We start from the raw sequence: 22,159 nt of genomic DNA on the forward strand, positions 1-22,159 counted from the left end.
TTCTCAGATCAGTACGATATCATCGGCATTGGCAATGGTGAGCTTGGGCGTTTTTAAATTCGCGGCCAAGTCATCCGACGATACTTTGGCCCTGCCTACAGCGACTGTAATTTTTTCTTCATCCAATATCTCGAACACTTCACCCGACTCAAATTTATCGATTATGGCCTTTACCCCTACCGCCAACAGACTATGACCATTTTGCAGGGCTTTATAAGCGCCGGCATCTATTTGCAGGCTGCCGGTAACCAAACTGCCGCTGGCCAGCCATTTTTTTCGGGCCGGCATGGCGCAATCCTGCGGATAGCAGAGCGTGCCCGTTTGTTCTTTTATGGCGTTGAGTATCCCGTCGGTAGTACGGATGCCGAAAATCACCACTTTAATGCCCATGCGGGTAGCCAAACGCGCGAATGTAAGCTTGGATATCATACCGCCCAAACCTAAGGCCGACTTCTCTTTATTGGCCAATGCGAGTGCCTTTTTATCGATTACCTTTATCTCGGGTATTACTTTACCATCCTTATCGAGCACGCCGGGCACCCATGTGCTGAACAATAGTACAGACGCGCCGAAACCTACCGCAATTAATGTCGCCAGCTCGTCGTTGTCCGAAAACTTGAGTTCCAGGTTGCTTACCACATCATTTTCGTTGGCGATAGGGATGATACCGTTTGCCCAAAGGTCCTCGTAGGTTTTTTTGAGCTGTAAAAACTGGTTGCGGTTGCTAAAATGCTGACGTTCGCAAAGGCTCTGCGCAATGTAGATGCCGTAAGGCTCAAAGTATTGCGCGTATTTGTTAAGCAAAAGCGGGTTACCGATGGCGGCAGCGGCTTTACGCTCGCTGATGGTGCCGGTATAATTCTTCAATAATTTTTTACCGGCGGCAACCGCTCCTGATGATACCATCACGATGTGATAGTGGTTGTGGATGAGGGCAACCTGGCGAGCAATATCCTGCATCACCAATTCATCCAAATCGCCGCTTTTGGTGGTGATGGATGCTGTGCCGAATTTTATAACGAGTATGGGCTTTATCAATGTATGCTGTAAAATTGCCCAAATTTATAAAAAGACTACAAAACACGTAGGCTTTTTGTTGTTTTAATGCAGGGATGGGTATTAATGTTCAAAATGGGTAGCCCCTACGGGGCAATTTTCACTTTCAATATTTTTCTACAAACAGGTAGCCCCGATGGGGCATACTATCCCATTATTAGGAAATCCCATATATTTATAAAAAGATAGATTATCTCGAATGATGTATCATTTAACGTATCTCAGCTTTTTAAAAAAAGCATAAAGGGCATCTCCACCCTTTTTGCTAAAACCGTCTAAAGGGTATATCCTTTTTCCATTATCATCATGCACCCATTTAATCCGGCTTGCCTTAATGGGTACTGTGCTGTAAAGATGATTACATTCAAAACATATATCTATTTGGATTACGGGTTTATTGTTTTTAAAATATACTAACGCCAATGCTGGTTCGAAACAAGATGCCGGAGCTTCACCATAAGTTTTAGGAGAGCTGAGTATCTTATCCAAATAATCAATATCCGATTGAGCCAATGCCATATATTTTTTTACGTATTTTGTCGGCTGTCCTTTGGAATCGATCACTGGAGGCGACCCTTCCGGATTACTTTCAAACGAATAAGCCAAAACCCGATCATATCTAACACCCAAAAAACTTTTAAGTTGACTTTTAAGTGGTGCAAATCCAAAGCATACAAAAGCAACAAAAAGTACCGCACAGGTTCTTGTAATGGATGATTTCATACTTCTTAAAATTATTTTGAATAAATATGCTTTATAAACGATGTAAGCGTACCACCTACATAGGTTACTTCGTTTCCTAACAGGCCATTATCGTCATAATAATATTTGGTCGTTTCGAGCGGAACGGCATTTTTGATATCGGCATAAGCCACATCATTAAAATGTTCTTTTTTGATGCAATCCTTGTTTACGTTGTAGGTGTAAACTTCATACAGTTTTTTACCGGCTTTAAACACCATCCGCTTTTTGGCCGGGTAATCATAATCAAATGAATAGGACGCGATCTCGCTGCCATTTACATCCATGTAATATAGACCCGACAGGTCGCCGTTTTCGTTATAGATCATGGCCTTATCGGTCAAATAATCATCATCGGTCAGCTTGTGCATTGTGCTGATCAGTTGTTTTTTGGAGTTATACATCAACTGTGTGGTCTGCAAATTCGTGGTATCCTTACTGTACCTGAAAATAAACCTGGTATTTCCCAACGTATCATACTGCAACTGGTAGATCAACGAATCCTTTTTCCCGCCGGTTAAATCCGACTTTGAGGTGATATCGACATACTTTACCAGGGTATTATATTGATCGTAATAGTACTTTCGGGATATTTTGGTTTTGCTGCCTTCGGTTTTCAACTCCCAGCTTACCAGTTGATGCGCCGGGCTGTAGGCATACTGCTTTGTCCATATCAAAACCGAATCTTTTACACCTTTGTTGCCAAATACCACCGCGTATTCTTTTTCGGTGGCGATGAGGTTGGCTACTATCCGTTTAGATGGCAATATCGGGTCGGTATTATATGGGATATCGATGTATTGGGCATGAGTGCTTGTGGTAAATAAAAAGCCGGCCAGTATGACATAAACCGTCTTCATATTAATCCCCATCCTTTTTACCATTGCTGTCCTTGCCGGGATATGGCTTTTTGCCTTTGGCGGCGTACCATAACATACGGTTCATGAGGTCGTCGTTACCGCCATCAATGTGGCTATATTCGGGCCTGAGCGAAATTTTGGCATAATATAGGCCCATACCTTTTAGTGCCGAAAGGCGTTTGTTCATTTCGTCCAGAGGTATACGGTTTGGTAAATGGGTATAGGCATAGTCGTCGGCTGTGCTTTTAAAGCAATCGAACATGGGTAAAGCCGTGGCATCGATCATGTTCATGGGCGGGATACCCAATATCTGCTCGATGGTACGTACCATACTGGTTTGGTTATAATTGGTGTGCACTTCGCGCTGCAGGCGTGAGTATTTGCTGATAACAAAACCCGTGGTTCGGTAGGCCGAAACATGGTCCCAACCATCCTGCGAATCGTCTTCGGTAATAAAAATGACCGTATTGGCATAAAAACGGCTGTGTGCAACGGCTTCGATGATACGGCCAACTGCAAGGTCGTTATCGGCAACCATGGCACGTGGCGTTGGTAAACGCGGACTCATGCCCCCGGTATGGTCGGCAGGGAGGGCCAGTTCCATTAATTGCGGCCAGGTATCCCCGGGTTTGCTTTCGGCTTCTTTCAGTTCTTTGATGAAGGCATCGGCGCGTATCTGGTCATTTATGGCATGGTTATCATAACCGGGATAGGTAGGGCTTAATATGGGCCTCACCCGCGAAATGGTCGTATAATTTGTAAAGCTGAAAGGTTTACCTTCTTTATACAGCTGGTAAATATCGGTCCAGCCCAATTTCGGGTCAAAACTTGGAGTTGCGGTTTCGCCGTATATGCGCACGGTTTTACCATGATCGAGGGCGTTGTTCCAGATAAAGCCTTGTTTATCGTAAACCATAGCATCAGTTTGTACGTGCGGATAGCTGCGGAACCAAGCCCTTACGTTTTTCTCTACATAATCGTTCACCATGGCCTGATCGGTCCATTGATGGCCTTCGGCGGATGATTTGCCTGACGCGTAATAGTTATCGAGCAATACAAAATCCTTCGCCAATTGGTGTTGGTTAGGGGTAACGCTATCGCCGTATATGCAAAGTTGTTTGCTGCCGTTACCGCCGGGCATATCCCCCAAAATTTGGTCGTACGTACGGTTTTCTTTTACGATGTAGATGACATGTTTAAACACCGATGGCTCCCCTATCCTTTCGGGCACGGGTTTTGGCTCCACGTTGCGGCGGGGCATTTTGCGGGCGATATCTTCGCGGAAGAGCAGGTTAAGATCGCGGACGTTTTTGGTATAGGTGCTATAATCCGCACCCTGGGTTGGCAATGGTACGATGGTTACCGTAGCGTCCTGATGGTGCGCGTTAAAGGCATCCACACCGGGCACGCCTTTGGCTTTGGCACCGGCGTTTTGCTCATCAACGATGCGGTTGCTCACCACCCTTGCGCCTTCGCCCTCCAAATTGGTAATAAAAAGGCTGGTGCCATCGGTAACTATGCCGCCGGGGTAAGCCTCGGTGGGCACAAAGCCTGCAATGGTAGTGACGTCTTTGCCAAGGGTGGCATCGGCAGGGCCGAGTTTGATGACCGCAATGGCATTGTCCAAACCATTGGCTACGTATAAAATAGTACCCAGAGGACTCGTTGCCAGCGCATTGGGCGAATCGCCGATGAAGCCTTTGTCGTTCAGGTCGAGTTTGACGCTGATGGAATCGACCATGCCCATTTTGGCGACATCGATAACGGAAATATTATCGCTGTTGCCATTGGCTACGTATAAAAAGTGCTTATCAGGACTGGGGATAATGGCGTTGGGGTGCAGGCCGACAGTAATTTCTTTAATGAAACTACCGGTATGGGTATCAAACACCGAAACACTACCCTGGCTAATAGCGCCTGTAGCGTGGTTGATGATGGCATGTCCATAAGGTACGCCAGCGGTTTCGTGGGTAATGGTATCGGTTGGGTTGGTACCGCCCCAGTTTGTTACGTACGCTTTGCCATTGAATAAAGTTAAGCCGTAAGGTGCTACGCCCGTGGGCGATTTCCATATTACTTTTTCGGTATTGAGGTCGAGTTTTACGAGTTGGTTGTTGCCATTGAGTACCACGTACAGAAAATCAGTGCCATTTTCTTCGGTTACTGCAAGTTCGTTTGGCAGGGCCAGCGGCGAATCGCCTTCGGGTTTAAAGGCAATCTGTTTTTTAAAAAAAAGGTGTTCGCCGTCCCAGTTTACCATCATCACAAAGGATTCGTGGGTATTAGGGTTGGCGGCGCTCCAGAAAATATTTGTTTTGCCGTATTGCTGTACCACCTGTATACCTGAGAAGGTGCTCATCAGACCTTTAAACCGTTTTTCTTCATTAAAGGAAAGATGGGTAATCTCGTCCTTGGTTTTGGTGTTGATCATGGTGATGCCGTAGCGGTCTTCTACCGCCAGCACATTTTGACCGGGCACCAATTTACAATCGAGGCTGTGGTTTTCGTATTTGGTATCGCCGAAGGCGATGGTGGTACCGGCCGGATTGATGATGCGGTTATAAGGCATAATGTACGGCGCGGCCTTGTTGTATAGGGCGCTATCGTCGTAACCAATCCTTTCGGAAGTATTGTTAACCGTTTGTGCATTGGCGCTCTGCTTGGTTTGGCACGAAAAGAGGCCTATCGCAACAGCTAAAAGCAGAATATGGTTTTTGATGCTCATTTGTTTAAAAATCAAAATTCTTTGTCGGCTTTAAGGCCAAACAGTTTACCTTTTTTGTATAAGGCACGCTCCTGTGCTAACGAAGGCGCGTTGCGGGTAGTCAGTTCTTTTTTGTCGATATCGCTCAGGTCGGGTTTGCCAGCATTTACCCATGCCGTATACCAAAAGCTGGCAGAGGTGGCTATCGCGGCACGCAATTGCCTTTCGACCATTCCTTTCAGGCCATCATGGTATAGTTTGCAGTAACCGTACGTATGTATGGGTTCGTTATACTCGTTGGTTTTAATGTTGCCAGCAGCGTCGAGCACATATATTTTGTCTTGAGGCAGGTTTTTCATCAAGTCGCGATCCACCCTTAACAGGGTATCGGCCGATTTTAAGCTTGCTAACAGGATGCGCCAGGTTTCAGCTTGGACGTCGGTAACATATTTTACCTTGCTGCCAACGTTGTAGTTATAAGTTTCGCCAAACACTTCGGGCAATTGCGACTCGAAAAGGGAGTGCGCGCCTTTGGCATTGGTTAAAGTGCCATTATGGTTTATGGAAACGTGCAAGGGCATATAAGCATCGCCAATGTAATGGGCCAGATCGGCAGAGAGGAAGAGGATATCGGTTTTGTGTTTGCGTTTAAAGGCGTCGGTCAGTTTTGCCATCATATCCTCAATTGCCCAGGGCAACATGCCATGGCGGATAAAGAACTTGCGGTCGTATTGTTTTAATGCTGCCGCGGGCGATTTAGGCACGGTATCCAAATTGCCCAATGCCTCCAAGTGGATGAAATGGCGCGGGTACTCGGCCGTGTCGCTCATGGTGTATTTGCGGATATCCGGCTCGTTGGATTCCTGGGTGATATAATCGATATGGTTGTAGTAAAAGGTTTGTATGGGCATGGGCAAGGCCATTACGGTAGCGCGATTGATATGTTCGTGCCCGAATTTGCCCCAGGAGATAAGCATTACAGCAGCCGGGACGAGAAAAAAAAATACCCTAAGTTTAGTTTTTGGCATGGCGATGTTTACAATGGTAAAAATATGTAAAAGCTTTATTAAAGCGTAAATAAAACAGAAACGTTACCAATAGTTGTCGCCACGAAGGCACAAAGACACGAAGCCTTAAATTTTGCGATAAGATTTAGGAAAAATATTTGGCGATCAAACCTAAAAACTCATCGGTTATTTTACCGTTGGTGGCCACTACCTCGCGGGTGTTGAATAGGTCGGTGCCGCCGGAGAAATTGCATACATGGCCGCCTGCCTGGCGCACGATGACAATACCCGCCGCCATATCATAAGAGTTGAGGTTATACTCGTAATAGGCATCAAAACGGCCACAGGCGGTATAGGCCAGATCGACGGCGGCTGAGCCTAAACGGCGCAAGCCGTGGCAATTACGCATCAGTTCGGTAAACAAGCCGATGTAAGCTTCCTGTTTTTCGAAATTGTAGTATGGGAATCCTGTGGCCACGAGTGTACCCGCCACGGTTGGGGTATTGGTTACTTTTATTTCCTTCCCGTTAAGGTAAGCGGGCGCGTCTTTCCAGGCGTAAAAGCATTCGTCCTGATTTATTTCATATACTACGCCTAAAACCAATTCATCGTACTCCTGTAAAGCAATGCTTACTGAGTAAACCGGCAAACCGTGGATAAAATTGGTGGTACCATCCAAGGGGTCGATGATCCAGGTGTAGCGTTCGCCGGTTTTGTTGATGGTTTTTTCTTCGGTGATGAAACCGGCTTCGGGAAGTATTTTTTGGAGAGCGGCAACAATTTGTATCTCGGCTTCTTTGTCGACATAGGACACCATATCGTTTACGCCTTTGTATTCAACCGCGTCGCTGTTGAATTTCATACGCTCCCGGCGGATAAAACCGCCTACTTGTTTTGATAGTTCAATTACTTGCTGCGCGATGTCGGGTAGGTGCATGATGTCTTAACGATAAACTGAACGAGAAAAATTTATGAACAAAAAAACTGGCGAAAAACAGGCTGAGTGCTGCAGCGGGACGTGCAACCGGCGGATCGAGGTGACAATAATTGATCATTACCTTGAGCATACCCAGGTTAGCGTAAAAGCCTACTATCGCGACAGCAATAAACCTCAAGAATTGTTTTGAGGGCGATGATTCTGATTTGGAAAACACAAAGAACTTAGTGATGACAAAATTGACCAACACACCCAAAAAGAAGGATATGGCTAACGAAAGCGTACTATTTTTAACCGTATAACCCCAAATATCGTAGCTTTTTTGCTGGAGCAGGTTATGGTATAAAATATAATAGGCAGCAACATCAACTACGAAGCCGATGCCTGCCGAAAGGATAAACCTCAATACCTCCTTAAGCAATGTTTTGCGTCCTGATGCGGGAGCGGCTGTTTCCGTCATGCAGTGGGTGGTGTTGGGATGTTTTTATGACGCAAGGCATAGGCTGACAGGCCGATACCGCTGAAAAACAGGATAATAGAAATCAATTCGGCCTGGGTAAAGGCGATGCCTGCCACATGGTATTTGGTGTTTACGCGTATCAGTTCGATAAAAAAGCGTTCGAGGCCGGTAAGCATGAGGTATATACCGAACATGAGGCCCACATATTTTATTTTTTTACGGATGCTCCATAAAAAGACGAAAAGTAATAAACAAACTATCATCTCGTAAAACGAAGTTGGGAACACCCCTACTTTTAGCTCGTAACAGAATTTGCCGATTTTACCTGACTGATCGAAACAACCGGGAATAGGCACACCTTCGCCATTCACATTATGCGGAAATTTAAACGACCACATCCAATCGGGTGCCCAGCTTAACCAGCCCGGTTTTGGCGCGGTATTGGGGATACCCCAATCGCCATCGCCGCTCATTTGGCAGCCAATGCGCCCCAACGCGTACGAAAGCATCATGCCCGGACCACCTATATCTAACATAGTTAGTGGCTTTATTCCATGCTTATTAGCTATGTATAAGACTGCAGCTCCGCCACATATTAATCCCCCATAAAAAGTTAAACCGCTTTTTATATCAAATAGCATATCTATTGGGTCAGCCATAAATTGCCCCCAATTTTCGAGGGCATTAAATAGTTTAGCACCTGCAAAACCGGCTACAGCAGCCCATAATAAAATGCTACCCATTATTTCGTAAGGATGAACTGAGACTTCCATAGTTTTGGTCTCAGGATATTTTTCCAATTCCTTATTTTTTTCGATATAAGCCCAATACGCAAATAAGCCAGCCATTAAAACGCCCCCAATGGGATTACCTTTGAAAGAAACCAGAAAGCCTTGAGGATCATCAACAAAACTACGGTAATTCAAAACGATGACGACCAACTTAAAGCCTATCAAAAAGCCAAAAACACTATTCAATATCAAATCGGCTATAGACACCGGTTTACCTACCGTAACTTGTTTGGTAAACGAATGTATATAACCCAACGCTTCTTTTCTTTTAAACTCCTGCTCAAAGGCCCAATAAGCACCGATAAAAGCTATAGCGACAAAAAAGCCAAAAGTTTGCACAGGCAACGGAATATCAATCCCGAAAAGGTATTTTAAAAGCTCGGATATGGTAGGGAACATAGGTGTTGATTATGCGGCTAATATAAAAATTAATGTACCAATGTTTCCTGCATTTCTGTTATTTCAACATCACCATCAAATGAAATCGCGGTTAAGTGCGCGTGCTTTATTTCGCGTACCAACACGGGGTCGTATTTGGTTTTTACTTTAACGTAGTTGCGGGTAAAACCGTGCATGTAGCCATCTTTTATGTCGGTTTCGAAGAGTATTTCGGCATCGGCGCCTAACTGTGTCTCATAAAAGGCCCTGCGTTTTTTGTCGGACAGGATATGCAGCATTTTGCTCCGCTCTGCACGGGTGGAACCGGGAACCGTGCCGGGCAGTTCGGCGGCGATGGTATTTTCGCGTTCGGAATAGGTGAATACGTGCAGGTATGATATATCCAGGTCGTTCAAAAAGTTATAGGTATCGATAAAATCTTCACGTGTTTCGCCTGGAAAACCGACGATGACATCCACCCCGATGCAGCAATGCGGCATCAATTGTTTTATTTTGGCCACTCTGTCCACATATAAATCGCGGCGGTAACGGCGGCGCATCAGGCCCAATATCTTATCAGAACCTGATTGCAGCGGGATATGGAAATGGGGCACGAATATTTTGCTTTGCGCGACAAATTCGATGATTTCGTCGGTCAATAAATTCGGTTCGATAGAGGAAATGCGGATGCGGTTGATGCCTTCTACCTCGTCCAAAGCTTTTACCAGGTCGAAAAATTTATCCTCGCGTTTACCATCGCGAATGCCAAAATCGCCGAGGTTTACGCCGGTGAGCACAATTTCTTTTACTCCCGAAAGGGCAACTTCGCGGGCCTGCTGCACAACAGCCTCAATGGTATCGCTGCGGCTGCTGCCACGTGCCAGGGGGATGGTGCAAAAGGTGCAGGAATAATCGCAGCCATCCTGAACCTTGAGAAAAGTGCGGGTACGGTCGCCAACGGAATAGGATGCCACAAACTCGTTCACCTCGCTTACCGGGCCATTCAACACCAATGCTTTTGGCTTTTTGGTGAGGTCGGTAATATGCTCTACGATGTTGAACTTTTCGGCGGCACCCAATACCATGTCGACCCCCTCAATTTCCGAAATCTCCTTTGGTTTGAGCTGCGCATAGCAGCCAACAATGGTGATATAAGCGTTTGGTGATATTTTGAGCGCTTCTTTTACCACGCGGCGGCACTTTTTATCGGCATTATCGGTAACCGAGCAGGTGTTGATGACATATACATCGGGCGCGTCGGTAAAGTCCACGGTATCGAAACCGGCCTTGTTAAAGAGGCGTCCAATGGTGGAAGTTTCCGAATAGTTGAGCTTGCAGCCCAGCGTATAAAAAGCGACTTTTTTGTTCATTTTAATCAGCCGCAAAGATAGGGAATTTTTGTTTTGAGGGGAATGGAATGTGGTGAGAACCTATTTTATGATGGATTATCTAAAAAATGACCGAAAAGTAGGTGAAAACACGGATATAAATACGGTGTTTTCACGGATAGGAAACTTGATTTATAGGGGTTATCTTGTAGGCAATTAAACCACTCTCCTTATGAAAAAATTTTATCCTAAAAGCCGATTTGCTAAAACGGCGTGCATTTTATTCTTTATGGTTATTTGTTTTGCTGTAAATAGCTGTAAAAAGAATTCAAACACAGCGTCCCAAGAAGTGGGAAATAATGCACCTTTGATTTCAAATGCAGTTATAAAAGCATGGTTTACAAACAATCCGGCAGGTGCTTATTTTACCCCCGATTGGACTAAAGCCCGGCAGACAACTATAGGAGGCGTTCCAGTGGTAACTGTTCCTATTTTATCGATTACAAATGTTGGTTTAAACAATAATAGTGCAAAAACACAAGGTGTTGGTACATCGTCAAGCGTTACTAAGTTAACTGGATTTAATCCGAACCACCCACCTGCATTATATTTTTTTTAAAAACTCTGTTCGCGCCGACAGCGTAACGGCTGTGTTATTGAACTTTGTGCCCGATGACGCTACAAAAGAAAACGGAGAAAATAAAATTTGGACTGGAAAGCTTGTTGAGTGGAACATGCAGTCGGATTCAGGTCATTACCAGATGCTTACAAAAAGCTATGTAAAAGGAAAAGGTAATTTTCCAGTTGTCCCATCAAGTTCGAATACGCAATCAACAAAAGCAAAAATAAATACGCTGGCAGATATATTTAATGCCATTTATAATGCAATTGTAGATGTAATTAATGCCGTTGGTTGGTTTTTAAATGTTCCAGGTAATTATCCCGATGCATATATCAGCTCATGGTGCGATTTTTTATGGGGCGGTTGGTGTGGTGATGGCGGCGGCGACGCAGGTAGCAGTGACGGCGGTGCTTATTACGATGCAGTCTACCTCGACTATTTGAACGGTTACAATGGTTATAGTTCAGATAACGGGCCAAGCGCAAGTGATACTAACAAACCTACATGGAACCCATATGCTATACCAGGTGGTGGTGGAAATGGCACATCTAATAATTACGATCCGAACTACCCTTTTCAAAATGGTGATTCTCCAATTGACTCGCCAGATGACCTTATAATTGATAACGGAATAACAGTAACCGACTTATCAAATCCATTATTACCTTCAAATAGCCCAATTCAAATAGCACACACAATTAACAGAAACAATACAGAAGACATGACCTATGGCACAAATGGGGATACGCAGGGTATTGATCTAACTGATAACAATGCCAGCGATGACCAATTATTTCAGAAGATGACAAGCTTACTTCATCTCTTCACTGTTTTTGATAACGGTTTGCAAGTAGTAGGGGATAAAATGACACAGAAATTTAGGGACAAAACAGGTAATCAATTCGAAGATCCAATTTTGAACCAACGTGTAAATCAAAGTGCCGCACTAATTAACTTTGTAAAGGAATTTGGTGCAACTTTAAATACTTTATTAGGAAATAATGGTGGCAATATAAATAGTGTAGGAACAATAGTTTTGACCAATCGGCCAAAATTTGATGGACTTTATAATAAATTTCATGGCTTGCAGATACTCATCAATGATACAGAGTATACAGAAATTCAATTGGACAGTTTTACGATTTCTGGAGCCTCCTGGAGTGCTAATGTAACAATAACAATACATGATCATTTTGGCTTGGACAAAAACGATGCTACAACATATCAAAGTTATCATCGAGGCTTTGCTGACTGGTGGTTATTACAACATGTAAGAGGTTATGTCCCATTTGAAACGATAGTCCATGTTAAAAAAATTATTTCTGGCCAATTAAATTGAGTAATTCTATTTAAGAATATATATTTAAATCAAAATGATGAATTTCCGCTATTGTCTTCTTATTTGCTTTTTGCTTTCGGGTTGTTCGGGCCATGCCCAGAAATTAATTTTTACACATGTGCCTTTATTAACATCAATAGACACAAGTTCTGTTTCAGGTAAAATATCAATCAGTAAACAGGAATGCTATCTAATAGAGAATTTTACCGAAGATAGTATATCGGTAAAGACTGTAGATGACTTTGTAAATACACACAAAGACTCAGTATTAAAAAAATATGCCAATTATTACATCACCTTTTACAAAAAGTCCAGCCAAACGAATATTGAAAATATCAGAAAAAACAAAAGAATTATTGACAGATATTCCTTTGACAATGATTTGATATATAATTACTTTTGGGCTCAGGGGAAGTTTATTTGCCGCTTTAGATATAAGAATGGTGAGTTAATTGACCCCAAAAATAACATTACTGTCAAAGACCCGTAAAATAATTTTTTATTGAATCTTTTATGAAAAATACAGTAATTGGGGTATTATTATGTTTTTCAATAGAATCATTTATACAAGCCAAATCGACAGATACCATTCCAAAATACAAATCAGTTATTTACCAGAAAGTTGTTCCAAAAAAAATAATAAAATACATAAAGACTTATTTACCAGGCTGGTACTTCCCGTCGACAAATCTGTGGGACAAAAAGACTTTTGATGACTATCAATCGAATAATAGTTTGGCCTATTTTGCAAGCGGCGATTTTAATGGCGACCAAAAAGCAGACTATGTTGTTTTGCTAACTAACAAAGCTAAGGAGTTCGAAGTATGGGTATTCCTGTCGATGAAAGGCGGATGGGAAAAAGTGCAACTCTCCGTGGGACCTAGAGACAAAGTAAACTATGTTGTTGGGGTTTTGAGGCCCGGGCTATATAATTACAAAGTTAGCGACCGACCTAAACATGATCCGATAACGGTTAAGAATGATGCAGTCAGGATAATTTTTAATAGTGGTAGCATTAATGTATTTTATTTTGATAAGGGCAAATTTAACAGCTTTATGATGGAAGACTTACAACAATGATTTATTGAAAAAGTGTGTTTAAAATATTATGCCATCCAATAGAATTAGGTTATCAGGTACGGATACTTTTATTTAATCCCAATTAGTTGCACCAGCTCAATTTAATGGTAACAAGCTTTATATCGGATATGGCAACAACTTTAAAAACATATGGAGATAGTAAGGGTTATGGATTACCTTTAACTTTTTATAACGACCTTTGCTGGGCTGGGCTTACATCAACAAGTGCATTTACTTCTCTGACCCAAACGGAACAGGACCGTATAAATAATTTTCTTTCCGTGCAGGAGGGTGGGTATGACTTAAGTAATAATCCGGGTGTTCAACAGGGTACTATTGGTGGATGTGGTAACTAACTTATAATGAAATATATAATCATATTAGCATTGTTTTGCCATTCATTCAAAACATTCGCACAAGCCAAATCAACAAAACAATATGCAATTACCTATTCGAAAGTTGACACTAGTAATTTGTATAATGGTGCAATAATAAAGGTAAAAGTTTTTGATGCTTTAAATCAGGAATATGTTGCATACGGCTTAGTAGTTAACGGATTGTTTCTACAAAATGATTCTTTTAAATCGTCAATGGTTTTAAGGGTTATACCTAAAAATTCAATTAAAATTGATTGTATGGCTATGGGTTTTTATCCTATAAAGCTTCCGAAATTTAAACTTCAAAAAAATGACCTCGCAACAATAACGTTTTATTTAAAAGAAGACCTTACCCCTGTTCAATAGGTATCGACAATTAAAGTAGAAATGAATAAATTATTGGTTTTATCGATTAGCCTACTCATTTTTTCGACTACCGTAAATGCCCAAACGTCAAAAAAGACCGACTATATCTATTGCTTGATTGACACGGCAGGAACACCCGAAAATGCCCGAATGTGGAATATTGGAATCGAGGGGCCATTTAAGTGTTTTGCCATAGAGTGCCCTTGCCTTGAATATGGACGCGAGCCGACTTTATTTTACAGGCTACCCATGCAGGGCCAAATTATTACTCGGGAACAATTAAACAAGTTTCATCTGATTAGTCTTGTTGAGCTTATAAAAAAAGCAAAACAAGTAACAGATAAAAAATATGATGGTGATTATGTGGTGTATATAATTGAACCTGACGCAAGCGGATATATTGTACACGAAACACAATTTATAACGCCAATAAAAGATGAAGCGACATTAGATTATTCAATTGTACACCCGGATTCATTGAAATTGAAAAAGCATTAACTGGTTCAGTCATCAGATGCCGATAATGCTTCCAATATCTCAGGAGTCAAGCCATTTTTTGCAGCTTCGTTACCAATGTCATCTAAAAATTTTGAGTACTCATCGAAGTTCGCATCGTTAATGGCCTTTTTTATCAATAAGCTAATCGCCTGACTAAATTGCTGTTTCTTTTCAGGATTAAAGTTACGATACGCTTTTCCTACAACATCATCTACTTCTAATACAATCCTATCCAAGTTCTTAAATCTTGTTATTTAAAATTTACAAAAAAATCAAATCAGTCCAAATTGGGTAGCCCCTACGGGGCAATTTTTGCTTTCATTGTTTTTCTACAAACAGGTAGCCCCGATGGGGCATTTATGAGTGTTGCAGCATCGTCCTCATTCTACAAATAGGTAGCATCTATACGCAATGTAATTAAGTGAAGATTTATTCGCGCAAAGTCGCGAAGACGCAAAGTTTAGCCACATTCTTAGCGCCTTATGCGGCTTTGCGAGAATTTAAAAAACAATCCGGGCATACTATTTGCAACATTCCAAGGGCAAAGCATTGTTGATAACCCACTTTGCAACAGGCTCATGAAAAAAATATACTTTACCATACTCGCTATAGTCAGCATCCTGTCCGCCGGCTTTGCGCAAAACATTGATTCGCTGCAAAGGAAACAGGATTCTGTTCAGCATATCTGCGCACAAGCTGAGCTGTATATCAATACGGCGGATTCGCTGATACAATTCGGGCAGCAAAAAACAAGGGTCATCAGCATGTCTGATGCCGCTAAAGCCAGCGATTGTGTATTGAAAGCCATACAGACAGATAAGAAATTTAACGACACCCTGGCCATACGCAATGATTTTGACCGTTTGGGACAGGCTTATGTGCTGCAGAACAAGTTTACAGAGGCCAAATGGTATATTTTGCAGTCGGCCTGTATATCGCGCGACGCGCGTGACGTACCGCATATCATCAGTTCGTTGCTGGAACTGGCGGCGGTGAAGACTGTGATAAAGGATTATGACCTCGCGCAAAAAGACCTGCAGGAAGCTATTGTATTGTGTAAATACGAGTACAATGTTCCACAGCAAATTGTAGCTGAAAAACAATTGGCCGCACTTTATGATCAAACAGGTAAATTGAAAGAAGCCAACAGCATGGTGGCGCATTATACGCTATTGGCCGAGGGTTTAAGAAAGGCTAATGCACCACGTTACATGGCCATGCAAAAAGTGAAAATAAGGACGAAAAAACCGGCGTCGGCTGATGTAAAACAAGGTGCAACCTTAGCGGATGTTGAGGTGATGACGCCGCTGAATTAAGGATTGCTGCTCTTTACAAAACATGGCGTTTTTGAACAATCAAGGTGTTATTTCGCGCTAAATTGTTTATATTTGTGTGTGGCGCGCGAGGCGCAAAGAGCAAAGCGCAAGGCGTGAAAAAAGTCTTACTTTTTCCCCCCTGGTTGGTCATTGGTTCATTAAGTGATTAGGTCATTGTATGGCGGGTAGGCTTCCCGGTTGTCCTTCCAAAAGCTCAGGACTACAACATTTTGGGATGGATAAATATCCTACTTTTACCCCCCCCCTTTTGAAAAAGTCAAAAGTCAAAAGTCAAAAGTCAAAAGTTGGAGAGTTGAGAGGGATGAAAATATCTTACTTTTACCCCCCGCCTTTGTCGGAGCAAGGAATAAAGAGCAATGAACAAGGACTAAAGACTTTATAGAATTTCCTACTATTTCCCCCCCCATCGGTAGGTGTCGTTATCGAGGCCTATGAGGTCGACGATGCGGTTTACTACAGTAAATGCCACATCTTCAATGGTTTGCGGCTTGCTATAGAAAGAAGGAACGGCCGGACAGATGATACCGCCTGCTTCGGTAATGGTTTGCATATTGCGGATGTGGATCAAGCTGAAGGGCATATCGCGGGCCACGAGGATAAGCTTACGGCGCTCTTTAAGGATGACATCGGCGGCACGGGTGGTGAGGTCGTTAGAGATACCCGAGGCGATACGGCCGAGGGTGCCCATAGAGCAGGGAACAATCACCATGGTATCGTATTTGGCCGAGCCCGAGGCGAAAGGCGCCATAAAGTCGTTCTTATCGTAAAAAGTAAAGGGGTAGCTATTGTAGGCTTCGTTACCGAGTTCAAGCTGCCAAACCTGACGGGCGTTGTCGCTCATCACCACCCCTATTTCGGCAATTTGGGTATCGAGCTTTTGCAGGGTATCCAACAATAGTTTAGCGTAAATGGCTCCGCTGGCACCTGTAACAGCAATGACTATCTTTCTTTTCATATCAGCAATGAGGAGGCAAAGCTACGGTAAAAGCGGGCATAAAAAAAGGGTCGAATACTAGTATCCGACCCTACATCTACCTATGAAAAACATGCCCTTTTAACGGGGCGAACAAATATATATACAGATTATTAAATTATAAAGCAATTGTTAAGAAAAATTTTTCGTCAGACTTTGACTATCAATCGCCTACTGGATGCTTTTGGCAAGGTTTTTATCAATTAGGGTTTGCACAATACCATCGACCAGGCCTACTTTTGGTACATAAATGCTCTTGATCGCTGCCCATTTCATCACGCTAATGTAAATTTCGCAAGCGGGAATGATGACGTCGGCACGATCCTGATTTAGGCCCAATACGTTGATACGATCTTTAAGCGAGAACGAACTGAGGTAGTTGTATAAGGCCTTCAACTTGGCAAATGTTAGGGGTACGCCATCTTTTTCCTGCGACAGTCTGAACAGCTTGTTGATGTTACCGCCTGTGCCGATGGCCATCACCGATTTAAAGCCACGGGTATGCTCACGAACAAAGTCGTGCATGTCAGTCCAGGTTTCTTCTTTGTCCTGGTTGTCGAGTATACGTACAGCACCTACATTGAAGGATGCGGAGGCCACTATTTTACCAGCCGAAAACACAGAAAGCTCGGTACTGCCACCGCCAACATCGATATAAAGGTAGTTCTTGTTCTTATCGAGGTTTTGCTCGATATGGCTGGCGTAAATGATATTGGCTTCTTTTTGGCCGTGAACGATTTCGAGATTGATATTGGCATCTACTTTAATCCTCTCGACCAACTCAGGCCCGTTTTTAGCCTCGCGCATAGCCGATGTGGCGTAAGCCATATAGTCGGTAACTTTGTATACGTCCATCAAGTTGCGGAAGGCCTGCATGGTTTTAATGAGATCAGCAGCCTTCTTTTCGGAAATATACTGATCCAAAAAGGCGTCGTCGCCCAAACGCAGCGGTACCCTGATAAGGGTGTTCTTTTTAAACGAAATGGTTTGTTCGTTTTCAACAATATCGGCTATTAATAACCGTACCGCGTTGGAGCCTATATCAATTGCAGCGTATCTCAAAGTGTTTAGTTTTTGTATTTCAGGTAATTGTAAATGTCGATCTGAGCGCGATAAGGGATTTTGCTCTTGGTCTTAACGTACTTGTTGTTGTTTTGGCCATTGATTTCGCGGGCCTTGGTATTGTCTTGCAGTTGGATGTCAATAATGTCGCGCACCTCTTTGCGCAAATGTTCATCGTAAACGGGGAAACCCACTTCCACCCGATGATCAAGGTTACGGGTTAAGAAGTCGGCAGATGTAAGATACATTACTTCTTTGCCGCCATTACAAAATATGTGTACACGGGCATGCTCAAGGTATTTATCGACGATACTGATGACCTCGATGTTCTCGCTGTAGCCTTTCATACCACCCACAAGGCAACACATTCCCCGGACGATCAGTTGAATCTTGACCCCGGCGTTGCTGGCCTGATATAATCTGGCTATCATTTGCTCGTCGGCGAGGCTGTTCATCTTCAAAATCATATAAGCCGGCTTTTTGGCCTTGGCATTCTTTATCTCGTTATCAATCATCCGAAAATAAGCGGGTCTTGAATCGACGGGCGATACAATAAGGCTTTTAAGGTCTTGAGGCACGGTATTTTTGGTAAGGGCCTTAAATACCTGTACCAAATCGGTTGTGATGCGTTTATCTGCTGTAAGCAAGCTATGGTCGGCGTATAAAGATGCTGTTTTCTCGTTAAAATTGCCGGTGGACAAACAGGCATAGTACATCGTTTTCCGTTGCTCAGTACGCGAAACCAGCACTATTTTTGAATGTACTTTGAAGCCCGAAATGCCGTAAATGACGTTGACACCTTCTTCGGCCAGACGGCGGCTCCAGGTGATATTGGCCTGCTCATCGAAACGTGCCTTTAACTCTACCAAACAGTTGACCTTTTTCCCGTTTTTCGCGGCATTGATGAGCGCATGCACCACACGCGAATTACTTGCCAAACGATAAAGTGTTACGCTGATCTCCTTTACCTTAGGATCTATCGCTGCTTCGCGTAAAAAGTGGATAATATAGTCGAACGATTGGTATGGGGTGCTGATCAGGAAGTCTTTTTTGTCAATCTGAGCCAATATACTTTTATTGAAGGAGAGGCCCGGTACTGGCAAAAAGTCGTATTTTGGGTATTCTAATTCGGCCCTGCCAACGTTAGGGAATGCGATAAAATCCTTGAAGTTGTGGTATCGGTTCCCAGGTATCAGGCTTTCGGAATTGACGCCCATTTTAGTTACAAGGTATGCCAGCATATCCATCGACATTTCAGTGTCGTACAACAGACGCATGGGTTTACCCTTTTTTCGTTTTAAAAGGCTACGCGATAACGACTCGATAAACTTATCGCTTACCTCTTTATCCAGATCCAGTTCTGCATCGCGGGTTAATTGTATCGAATAGGCTTCGATACTGTCGTGGTCGAAAATAAAGAAGATATCTTCGAGGCAGTAGCGGATGATATCATCCACCAAAATAATAAATTTAAGGTCGTTGGTTTGCGGGAGTACCAGGAAACGCTTTACATTTTCGGGAATCTCGATCAAGGCAAGGCGTGTCTTCTTATTTTTGGTAAGCTTTACAAAAAAATAGATACCCCGATCGCGCAATTCTGGTAAAGGTTCGTTATCGTTCAACATTACCGGCACTAACATCGATAAAATATTGTCTCTAAAGTATTCTTTAACAAAGCCGCCACGCGAAACGTTTAGTTGTTTGTCGTTCAATATAAATATTTTCTCTTCGGCGAGTTGCTTAACGATGATGTTTTCGTACAGGTTATTGAACTTCCGCTCCTGTTTTACAACGAGGTTCCTGATCTGGCCCAACAACTTCTTTGGGTTATAACCAAAAACCTGCTTGGCTTTTTCGTTCAAGCTACTGAGGCGGCTTAAGGTAGCTACGCGTACCCTGTAAAATTCATCAAGATTGGATGAAAATATGGCCAAAAACTTAATACGGTCTATTAAAGGCACCGTTGGGTCGGCAGCTTCCTGCAAAACCCTATCGTTAAAATAAAGCCAGCTGATTTCCCTGTTTATTAGCGGAATACGTTTTAGGTCCATATAATAGAAAAGTCCCGGACGGTTGCGACCGGGCCTACAAAACTGCTCATTTATTTGTTAAGAATATGTTAACACTTTGGCAAATAATTCACGTTTTTAAGGCTTTTTTACTGTTTTTGCTTCGGTTTTTGTTGTTTTAGCTTGAGCGGGCGGTTTGGGCACAGTAGTTCTTACTTGTTTAGGTTTAGGGGTTGCAATGCTTTTTACAGCTTCTTTTATAACCTCAGTTTCCACCGGCACTGTTTTTTTGACCTTGGCTACAGGCTTGGATATTTTCTTTTCGGCTACCTTGGAGGCTTTAGCTATCACCTTTTGTACTTGCTCCGTTTTTTTTGCGACAACCTTTTTACTCGCTGTTGGCTTCTCTGCTTTTTTAACTGCTTGTTTAACAGGGGCCGAATCCATTTTTGCTTCAACAACCTGTTTTACAACTTTAAGCTTGCGCTCTATTTTTTTTGCCACAAATTTGCTCGCCTTTTTAACCTCGCGCTTTAATTTGGTGGCATCATGCCCAAGTTCGGTAAGGGCTTGCATAAATTTCTCAGTAATGCTGGTTTCAAGCACCTTTTTAGCGCTTTTTTTAGTATCGCTTTTCATAATCTGTTTACAATAGTTCAATTTTATACATAAAGGTAATCATTTCAACTTATTGCCATATTATATTATTAACATTGGATGAACGATTATTCTTATAGGCATTACACTATAAAGAATAATTAGGTAAGTTTACCGCCGAATTATAAACCCCGTTATGCCATCATTTGATATTGTCAGCAAAATTGACGCGCAAACCTTAGATAACGCCATCAATAACGCCAAAAAGGAGATTTTGAACCGCTATGATTTCAACGACTCAAAAAGCACCGTAGAACTGGATAAAAAGTCCAATACCATCACGATTGTTACCGAAGACGATATGCGCCTCAAAGCCATTCAGGACTCCATTATCGGCCGTATGGTTAAGCAATCCCTCGACCCTAAAGCGCTCGACTTTGGCGAAGAACAATACGCCTCCGGCAATATGCTCCGCAAGGAGATCAAGATCAAAGAAGGCATCGATAAAGAGGCCGCCAAAAAGATCGTTAAAAAGATCAAAGACAGCAACCTCAAAGTACAGGCCTCAATTATGGACGACCAGGTGCGCGTTACCGCCAAAAAGATAGACGACTTGCAGGCCGTTATCAGCCTTTGCCGTTCCGACGATTTTGGCCAGCCCCTGCAGTACATCAATATGCGTAACTAATTTACCCGTTTTTGAGCCTCCATCTTATACCCGGTAAATTGACTAAACATACCTTTCTGATGACGATTGTGGCTTTGTGCTGCGCGTTGAACCTTTCCGCCCAAAGCAAAACCTACAAAAACGAAGCCGGCTACGAAGCCGATAACGACGGCTTTTTAGGCCAGGGGTCCGACAGGTACTACACCGCCGGCAACTTCTTCTTCTTCAGGCATGCGCTTACCGTAAACGATAGCTCATCTATACAAAACAAGGTACTGGGTTTTGAGCTCGGCCAGCGTATCTACACACCGCAATCAGCCTATGTCCCCGGGCCTGCTTATATCGACAGGCCCTTCGCCGGTTACACCTATTTCAGTACATCCATCAACCTGCTGTACAAAAACGAAAGCAACCTGCGGCTCGAGGCTCAGGTAGCCGTAGTAGGGCCCAATTCGTACGGGCAACAGGTGCAGGACTTGATACACAAAGTCTTCGACTTTTACCAGCCCGGTGGCTGGCAATACCAGATTGCTAACGACTACGAGCTCAACCTATCCGCCCAATACAACCGGCTCATTGCCCGTACCCATGGTTTCGACATTTCGGCCAATAGTTATCTCGACCTGGGTACCGGCATTGATGGCGCCGGTCTTGGTTTCACCGCCCGTTTTGGCCGCCTTAACCAACTCTATAACTCAGCCATCACAACCAGTTCCGTTTCGGCCCGTAAAATGGGCTCAAATCGAACCGAAATCTTCTTCTTCGCCAAGCCTTCAATCAACTATGTAGCCTATAACTCCACCATTCAAGGCAGTATTTTCGAGTCCGCACCCGCCATTTACGAAATCGAACTGGTCAAAAAACCCTATATCCTAAGCGAACAGCTTGGCGGCATTCTGGTAACCGGCCATTGGGAAGTCAACGCATCGGCAACTTACCAAACCCGCGAAACCGTGCTCATGATACACCC

Annotated in this window: 24 protein-coding genes; 10 read left to right on the plus strand and 14 right to left on the minus strand. The window is 43.2% G+C overall.

Annotated features, from left to right (window positions below; genetic code table 11):
- Positions 1 to 3 precede the first annotated feature (3 nt).
- From proB to mtaB, 9 genes are all read right to left on the minus strand, one after another.
- Entirely contained in the window at positions 4 to 1,038 is a 1,035-nt protein-coding gene (gene proB, locus QZX97_RS12900) for a glutamate 5-kinase (protein WP_295650196.1), read from the minus strand.
- Between the two features lie 225 nt (positions 1,039 to 1,263).
- Positions 1,264 to 1,779 carry a hypothetical protein gene (locus QZX97_RS12905; RefSeq protein ID WP_295650193.1) on the minus strand — a complete coding sequence of 172 codons (516 nt, stop codon included), beginning with the start codon at positions 1,777 to 1,779 and terminating at the stop codon, positions 1,264 to 1,266.
- Between the two features lie 11 nt (positions 1,780 to 1,790).
- A complete protein-coding gene (locus QZX97_RS12910; RefSeq protein WP_295650191.1) occupies positions 1,791 to 2,657 on the minus strand; it encodes a hypothetical protein in 867 nt (288 codons plus the stop codon).
- A 1-nt stretch (position 2,658) separates the two neighbouring features.
- A complete protein-coding gene (locus tag QZX97_RS12915; RefSeq protein ID WP_295664693.1) occupies positions 2,659 to 5,382 on the minus strand; it encodes a beta-propeller fold lactonase family protein in 2,724 nt (907 codons plus the stop codon).
- A gap of 11 nt (positions 5,383 to 5,393) precedes the next feature.
- Entirely contained in the window at positions 5,394 to 6,389 is a 996-nt protein-coding gene (locus QZX97_RS12920) for a S1/P1 Nuclease (RefSeq protein ID WP_295650186.1), read from the minus strand.
- A gap of 124 nt (positions 6,390 to 6,513) precedes the next feature.
- Complete coding sequence (locus QZX97_RS12925) at positions 6,514 to 7,305, minus strand: inositol monophosphatase family protein (protein ID WP_295650185.1); 792 nt, start codon at positions 7,303 to 7,305, stop codon at positions 6,514 to 6,516.
- A complete protein-coding gene (locus QZX97_RS12930; protein ID WP_295650183.1) occupies positions 7,271 to 7,765 on the minus strand; it encodes a GtrA family protein in 495 nt (164 codons plus the stop codon). Before QZX97_RS12930 ends, QZX97_RS12925 begins: the two co-directional genes overlap by 35 nt.
- Positions 7,762 to 8,955 (minus strand): prolipoprotein diacylglyceryl transferase family protein, encoded by a 1,194-nt coding sequence (locus QZX97_RS12935; protein ID WP_295650181.1) that lies wholly within the window; start codon positions 8,953 to 8,955, stop codon positions 7,762 to 7,764. Before QZX97_RS12935 ends, QZX97_RS12930 begins: the two co-directional genes overlap by 4 nt.
- Positions 8,956 to 8,984: 29 nt before the next feature.
- Positions 8,985 to 10,304: a tRNA (N(6)-L-threonylcarbamoyladenosine(37)-C(2))-methylthiotransferase MtaB gene (mtaB, locus tag QZX97_RS12940; protein ID WP_295650178.1), complete on the minus strand. Its 1,320-nt coding sequence runs from the start codon at positions 10,302 to 10,304 to the stop codon at positions 8,985 to 8,987.
- A 190-nt stretch (positions 10,305 to 10,494) separates the two neighbouring features.
- Between mtaB and QZX97_RS12945 the strand changes: the two genes are divergently transcribed.
- From QZX97_RS12945 to QZX97_RS12975, 7 genes are all read left to right on the plus strand, one after another.
- Entirely contained in the window at positions 10,495 to 10,881 is a 387-nt protein-coding gene (locus QZX97_RS12945) for a hypothetical protein (protein WP_295650175.1), read from the plus strand.
- A 46-nt stretch (positions 10,882 to 10,927) separates the two neighbouring features.
- Positions 10,928 to 12,223, plus strand: coding sequence for a DUF3289 family protein (locus QZX97_RS12950; RefSeq protein ID WP_295650172.1), 1,296 nt, complete (start codon positions 10,928 to 10,930; stop codon positions 12,221 to 12,223).
- 34 nt (positions 12,224 to 12,257) lie between these two features.
- Positions 12,258 to 12,713 (plus strand): hypothetical protein, encoded by a 456-nt coding sequence (locus tag QZX97_RS12955; protein WP_295650169.1) that lies wholly within the window; start codon positions 12,258 to 12,260, stop codon positions 12,711 to 12,713.
- Positions 12,714 to 12,736: 23 nt separating this feature from the next.
- Positions 12,737 to 13,303 carry a hypothetical protein gene (locus tag QZX97_RS12960; RefSeq protein WP_295650167.1) on the plus strand — a complete coding sequence of 189 codons (567 nt, stop codon included), beginning with the start codon at positions 12,737 to 12,739 and terminating at the stop codon, positions 13,301 to 13,303.
- Positions 13,304 to 13,431: 128 nt separating this feature from the next.
- Positions 13,432 to 13,659 carry a hypothetical protein gene (locus tag QZX97_RS12965; RefSeq protein ID WP_295650164.1) on the plus strand — a complete coding sequence of 76 codons (228 nt, stop codon included), beginning with the start codon at positions 13,432 to 13,434 and terminating at the stop codon, positions 13,657 to 13,659.
- 6 nt (positions 13,660 to 13,665) lie between these two features.
- Positions 13,666 to 14,046 carry a hypothetical protein gene (locus tag QZX97_RS12970; protein WP_295650161.1) on the plus strand — a complete coding sequence of 127 codons (381 nt, stop codon included), beginning with the start codon at positions 13,666 to 13,668 and terminating at the stop codon, positions 14,044 to 14,046.
- A 21-nt stretch (positions 14,047 to 14,067) separates the two neighbouring features.
- Positions 14,068 to 14,544 carry a hypothetical protein gene (locus QZX97_RS12975; RefSeq protein ID WP_295650158.1) on the plus strand — a complete coding sequence of 159 codons (477 nt, stop codon included), beginning with the start codon at positions 14,068 to 14,070 and terminating at the stop codon, positions 14,542 to 14,544.
- 5 nt (positions 14,545 to 14,549) lie between these two features.
- Here the strand turns inward: QZX97_RS12975 and QZX97_RS12980 are convergent, their stop codons facing one another.
- Complete coding sequence (locus tag QZX97_RS12980) at positions 14,550 to 14,780, minus strand: hypothetical protein (RefSeq protein WP_295650157.1); 231 nt, start codon at positions 14,778 to 14,780, stop codon at positions 14,550 to 14,552.
- Between the two features lie 342 nt (positions 14,781 to 15,122).
- Between QZX97_RS12980 and QZX97_RS12985 the strand changes: the two genes are divergently transcribed.
- Complete coding sequence (locus tag QZX97_RS12985) at positions 15,123 to 15,860, plus strand: tetratricopeptide repeat protein (RefSeq protein ID WP_295650156.1); 738 nt, start codon at positions 15,123 to 15,125, stop codon at positions 15,858 to 15,860.
- A gap of 412 nt (positions 15,861 to 16,272) precedes the next feature.
- Here QZX97_RS12985 and QZX97_RS12990 read toward each other — a convergent pair whose 3' ends face one another.
- The 4 genes from QZX97_RS12990 to QZX97_RS13005 all read right to left on the minus strand — a co-directional run bounded on the left by QZX97_RS12990 (position 16,273) and on the right by QZX97_RS13005 (position 20,564).
- A complete protein-coding gene (locus QZX97_RS12990; protein WP_295650153.1) occupies positions 16,273 to 16,836 on the minus strand; it encodes a UbiX family flavin prenyltransferase in 564 nt (187 codons plus the stop codon).
- A gap of 189 nt (positions 16,837 to 17,025) precedes the next feature.
- A complete protein-coding gene (locus QZX97_RS12995; RefSeq protein ID WP_295650151.1) occupies positions 17,026 to 17,916 on the minus strand; it encodes an ethanolamine ammonia-lyase reactivating factor EutA in 891 nt (296 codons plus the stop codon).
- A gap of 5 nt (positions 17,917 to 17,921) precedes the next feature.
- Positions 17,922 to 19,967 (minus strand): polyphosphate kinase 1, encoded by a 2,046-nt coding sequence (gene ppk1 / locus QZX97_RS13000; protein ID WP_295664694.1) that lies wholly within the window; start codon positions 19,965 to 19,967, stop codon positions 17,922 to 17,924.
- Between the two features lie 96 nt (positions 19,968 to 20,063).
- Positions 20,064 to 20,564 (minus strand): hypothetical protein, encoded by a 501-nt coding sequence (locus tag QZX97_RS13005; protein WP_295648228.1) that lies wholly within the window; start codon positions 20,562 to 20,564, stop codon positions 20,064 to 20,066.
- Between the two features lie 154 nt (positions 20,565 to 20,718).
- Between QZX97_RS13005 and QZX97_RS13010 the strand changes: the two genes are divergently transcribed.
- Both QZX97_RS13010 and QZX97_RS13015 read left to right on the plus strand, forming a co-directional pair.
- On the plus strand, positions 20,719 to 21,210 hold the full coding sequence (locus QZX97_RS13010) for a YajQ family cyclic di-GMP-binding protein (protein WP_295648225.1): 492 nt from the start codon (positions 20,719 to 20,721) through the stop codon (positions 21,208 to 21,210).
- An 11-nt stretch (positions 21,211 to 21,221) separates the two neighbouring features.
- A partial coding sequence (locus QZX97_RS13015) for a lipid A deacylase LpxR family protein (RefSeq protein WP_295664695.1) occupies positions 21,222 to 22,159 on the plus strand: 938 nt, incomplete at its 3' end.

This window comes from uncultured Mucilaginibacter sp. (assembly GCF_903893715.1).
Classification (GTDB): domain Bacteria; phylum Bacteroidota; class Bacteroidia; order Sphingobacteriales; family Sphingobacteriaceae; genus Mucilaginibacter.

Coding starts and splice junctions, on each gene's coding strand:
- QZX97_RS12925 (WP_295650185.1), bottom strand. CDS start 7,305: ATGCACCTACCCGACATCGCGCAGCAAGTAATTGAACTATCAAAACAA.
- QZX97_RS12960 (WP_295650167.1), top strand. CDS start 12,737: ATGAAAAATACAGTAATTGGGGTATTATTATGTTTTTCAATAGAATCA.
- QZX97_RS12920 (WP_295650186.1), bottom strand. CDS start 6,389: ATGCCAAAAACTAAACTTAGGGTATTTTTTTTTCTCGTCCCGGCTGCT.
- QZX97_RS12975 (WP_295650158.1), top strand. CDS start 14,068: ATGAATAAATTATTGGTTTTATCGATTAGCCTACTCATTTTTTCGACT.
- QZX97_RS12905 (WP_295650193.1), bottom strand. CDS start 1,779: ATGAAATCATCCATTACAAGAACCTGTGCGGTACTTTTTGTTGCTTTT.
- QZX97_RS12965 (WP_295650164.1), top strand. CDS start 13,432: ATGGCAACAACTTTAAAAACATATGGAGATAGTAAGGGTTATGGATTA.
- QZX97_RS12945 (WP_295650175.1), top strand. CDS start 10,495: ATGAAAAAATTTTATCCTAAAAGCCGATTTGCTAAAACGGCGTGCATT.
- QZX97_RS12990 (WP_295650153.1), bottom strand. CDS start 16,836: ATGAAAAGAAAGATAGTCATTGCTGTTACAGGTGCCAGCGGAGCCATT.
- QZX97_RS12935 (WP_295650181.1), bottom strand. CDS start 8,955: ATGTTCCCTACCATATCCGAGCTTTTAAAATACCTTTTCGGGATTGAT.
- ppk1 (WP_295664694.1), bottom strand. CDS start 19,967: ATGGACCTAAAACGTATTCCGCTAATAAACAGGGAAATCAGCTGGCTT.
- QZX97_RS13005 (WP_295648228.1), bottom strand. CDS start 20,564: ATGAAAAGCGATACTAAAAAAAGCGCTAAAAAGGTGCTTGAAACCAGC.
- QZX97_RS12910 (WP_295650191.1), bottom strand. CDS start 2,657: ATGAAGACGGTTTATGTCATACTGGCCGGCTTTTTATTTACCACAAGC.
- QZX97_RS12930 (WP_295650183.1), bottom strand. CDS start 7,765: ATGACGGAAACAGCCGCTCCCGCATCAGGACGCAAAACATTGCTTAAG.
- QZX97_RS13010 (WP_295648225.1), top strand. CDS start 20,719: ATGCCATCATTTGATATTGTCAGCAAAATTGACGCGCAAACCTTAGAT.
- QZX97_RS12985 (WP_295650156.1), top strand. CDS start 15,123: ATGAAAAAAATATACTTTACCATACTCGCTATAGTCAGCATCCTGTCC.
- QZX97_RS12915 (WP_295664693.1), bottom strand. CDS start 5,382: ATGAGCATCAAAAACCATATTCTGCTTTTAGCTGTTGCGATAGGCCTC.
- QZX97_RS12955 (WP_295650169.1), top strand. CDS start 12,258: ATGATGAATTTCCGCTATTGTCTTCTTATTTGCTTTTTGCTTTCGGGT.
- mtaB (WP_295650178.1), bottom strand. CDS start 10,304: ATGAACAAAAAAGTCGCTTTTTATACGCTGGGCTGCAAGCTCAACTAT.
- QZX97_RS12970 (WP_295650161.1), top strand. CDS start 13,666: ATGAAATATATAATCATATTAGCATTGTTTTGCCATTCATTCAAAACA.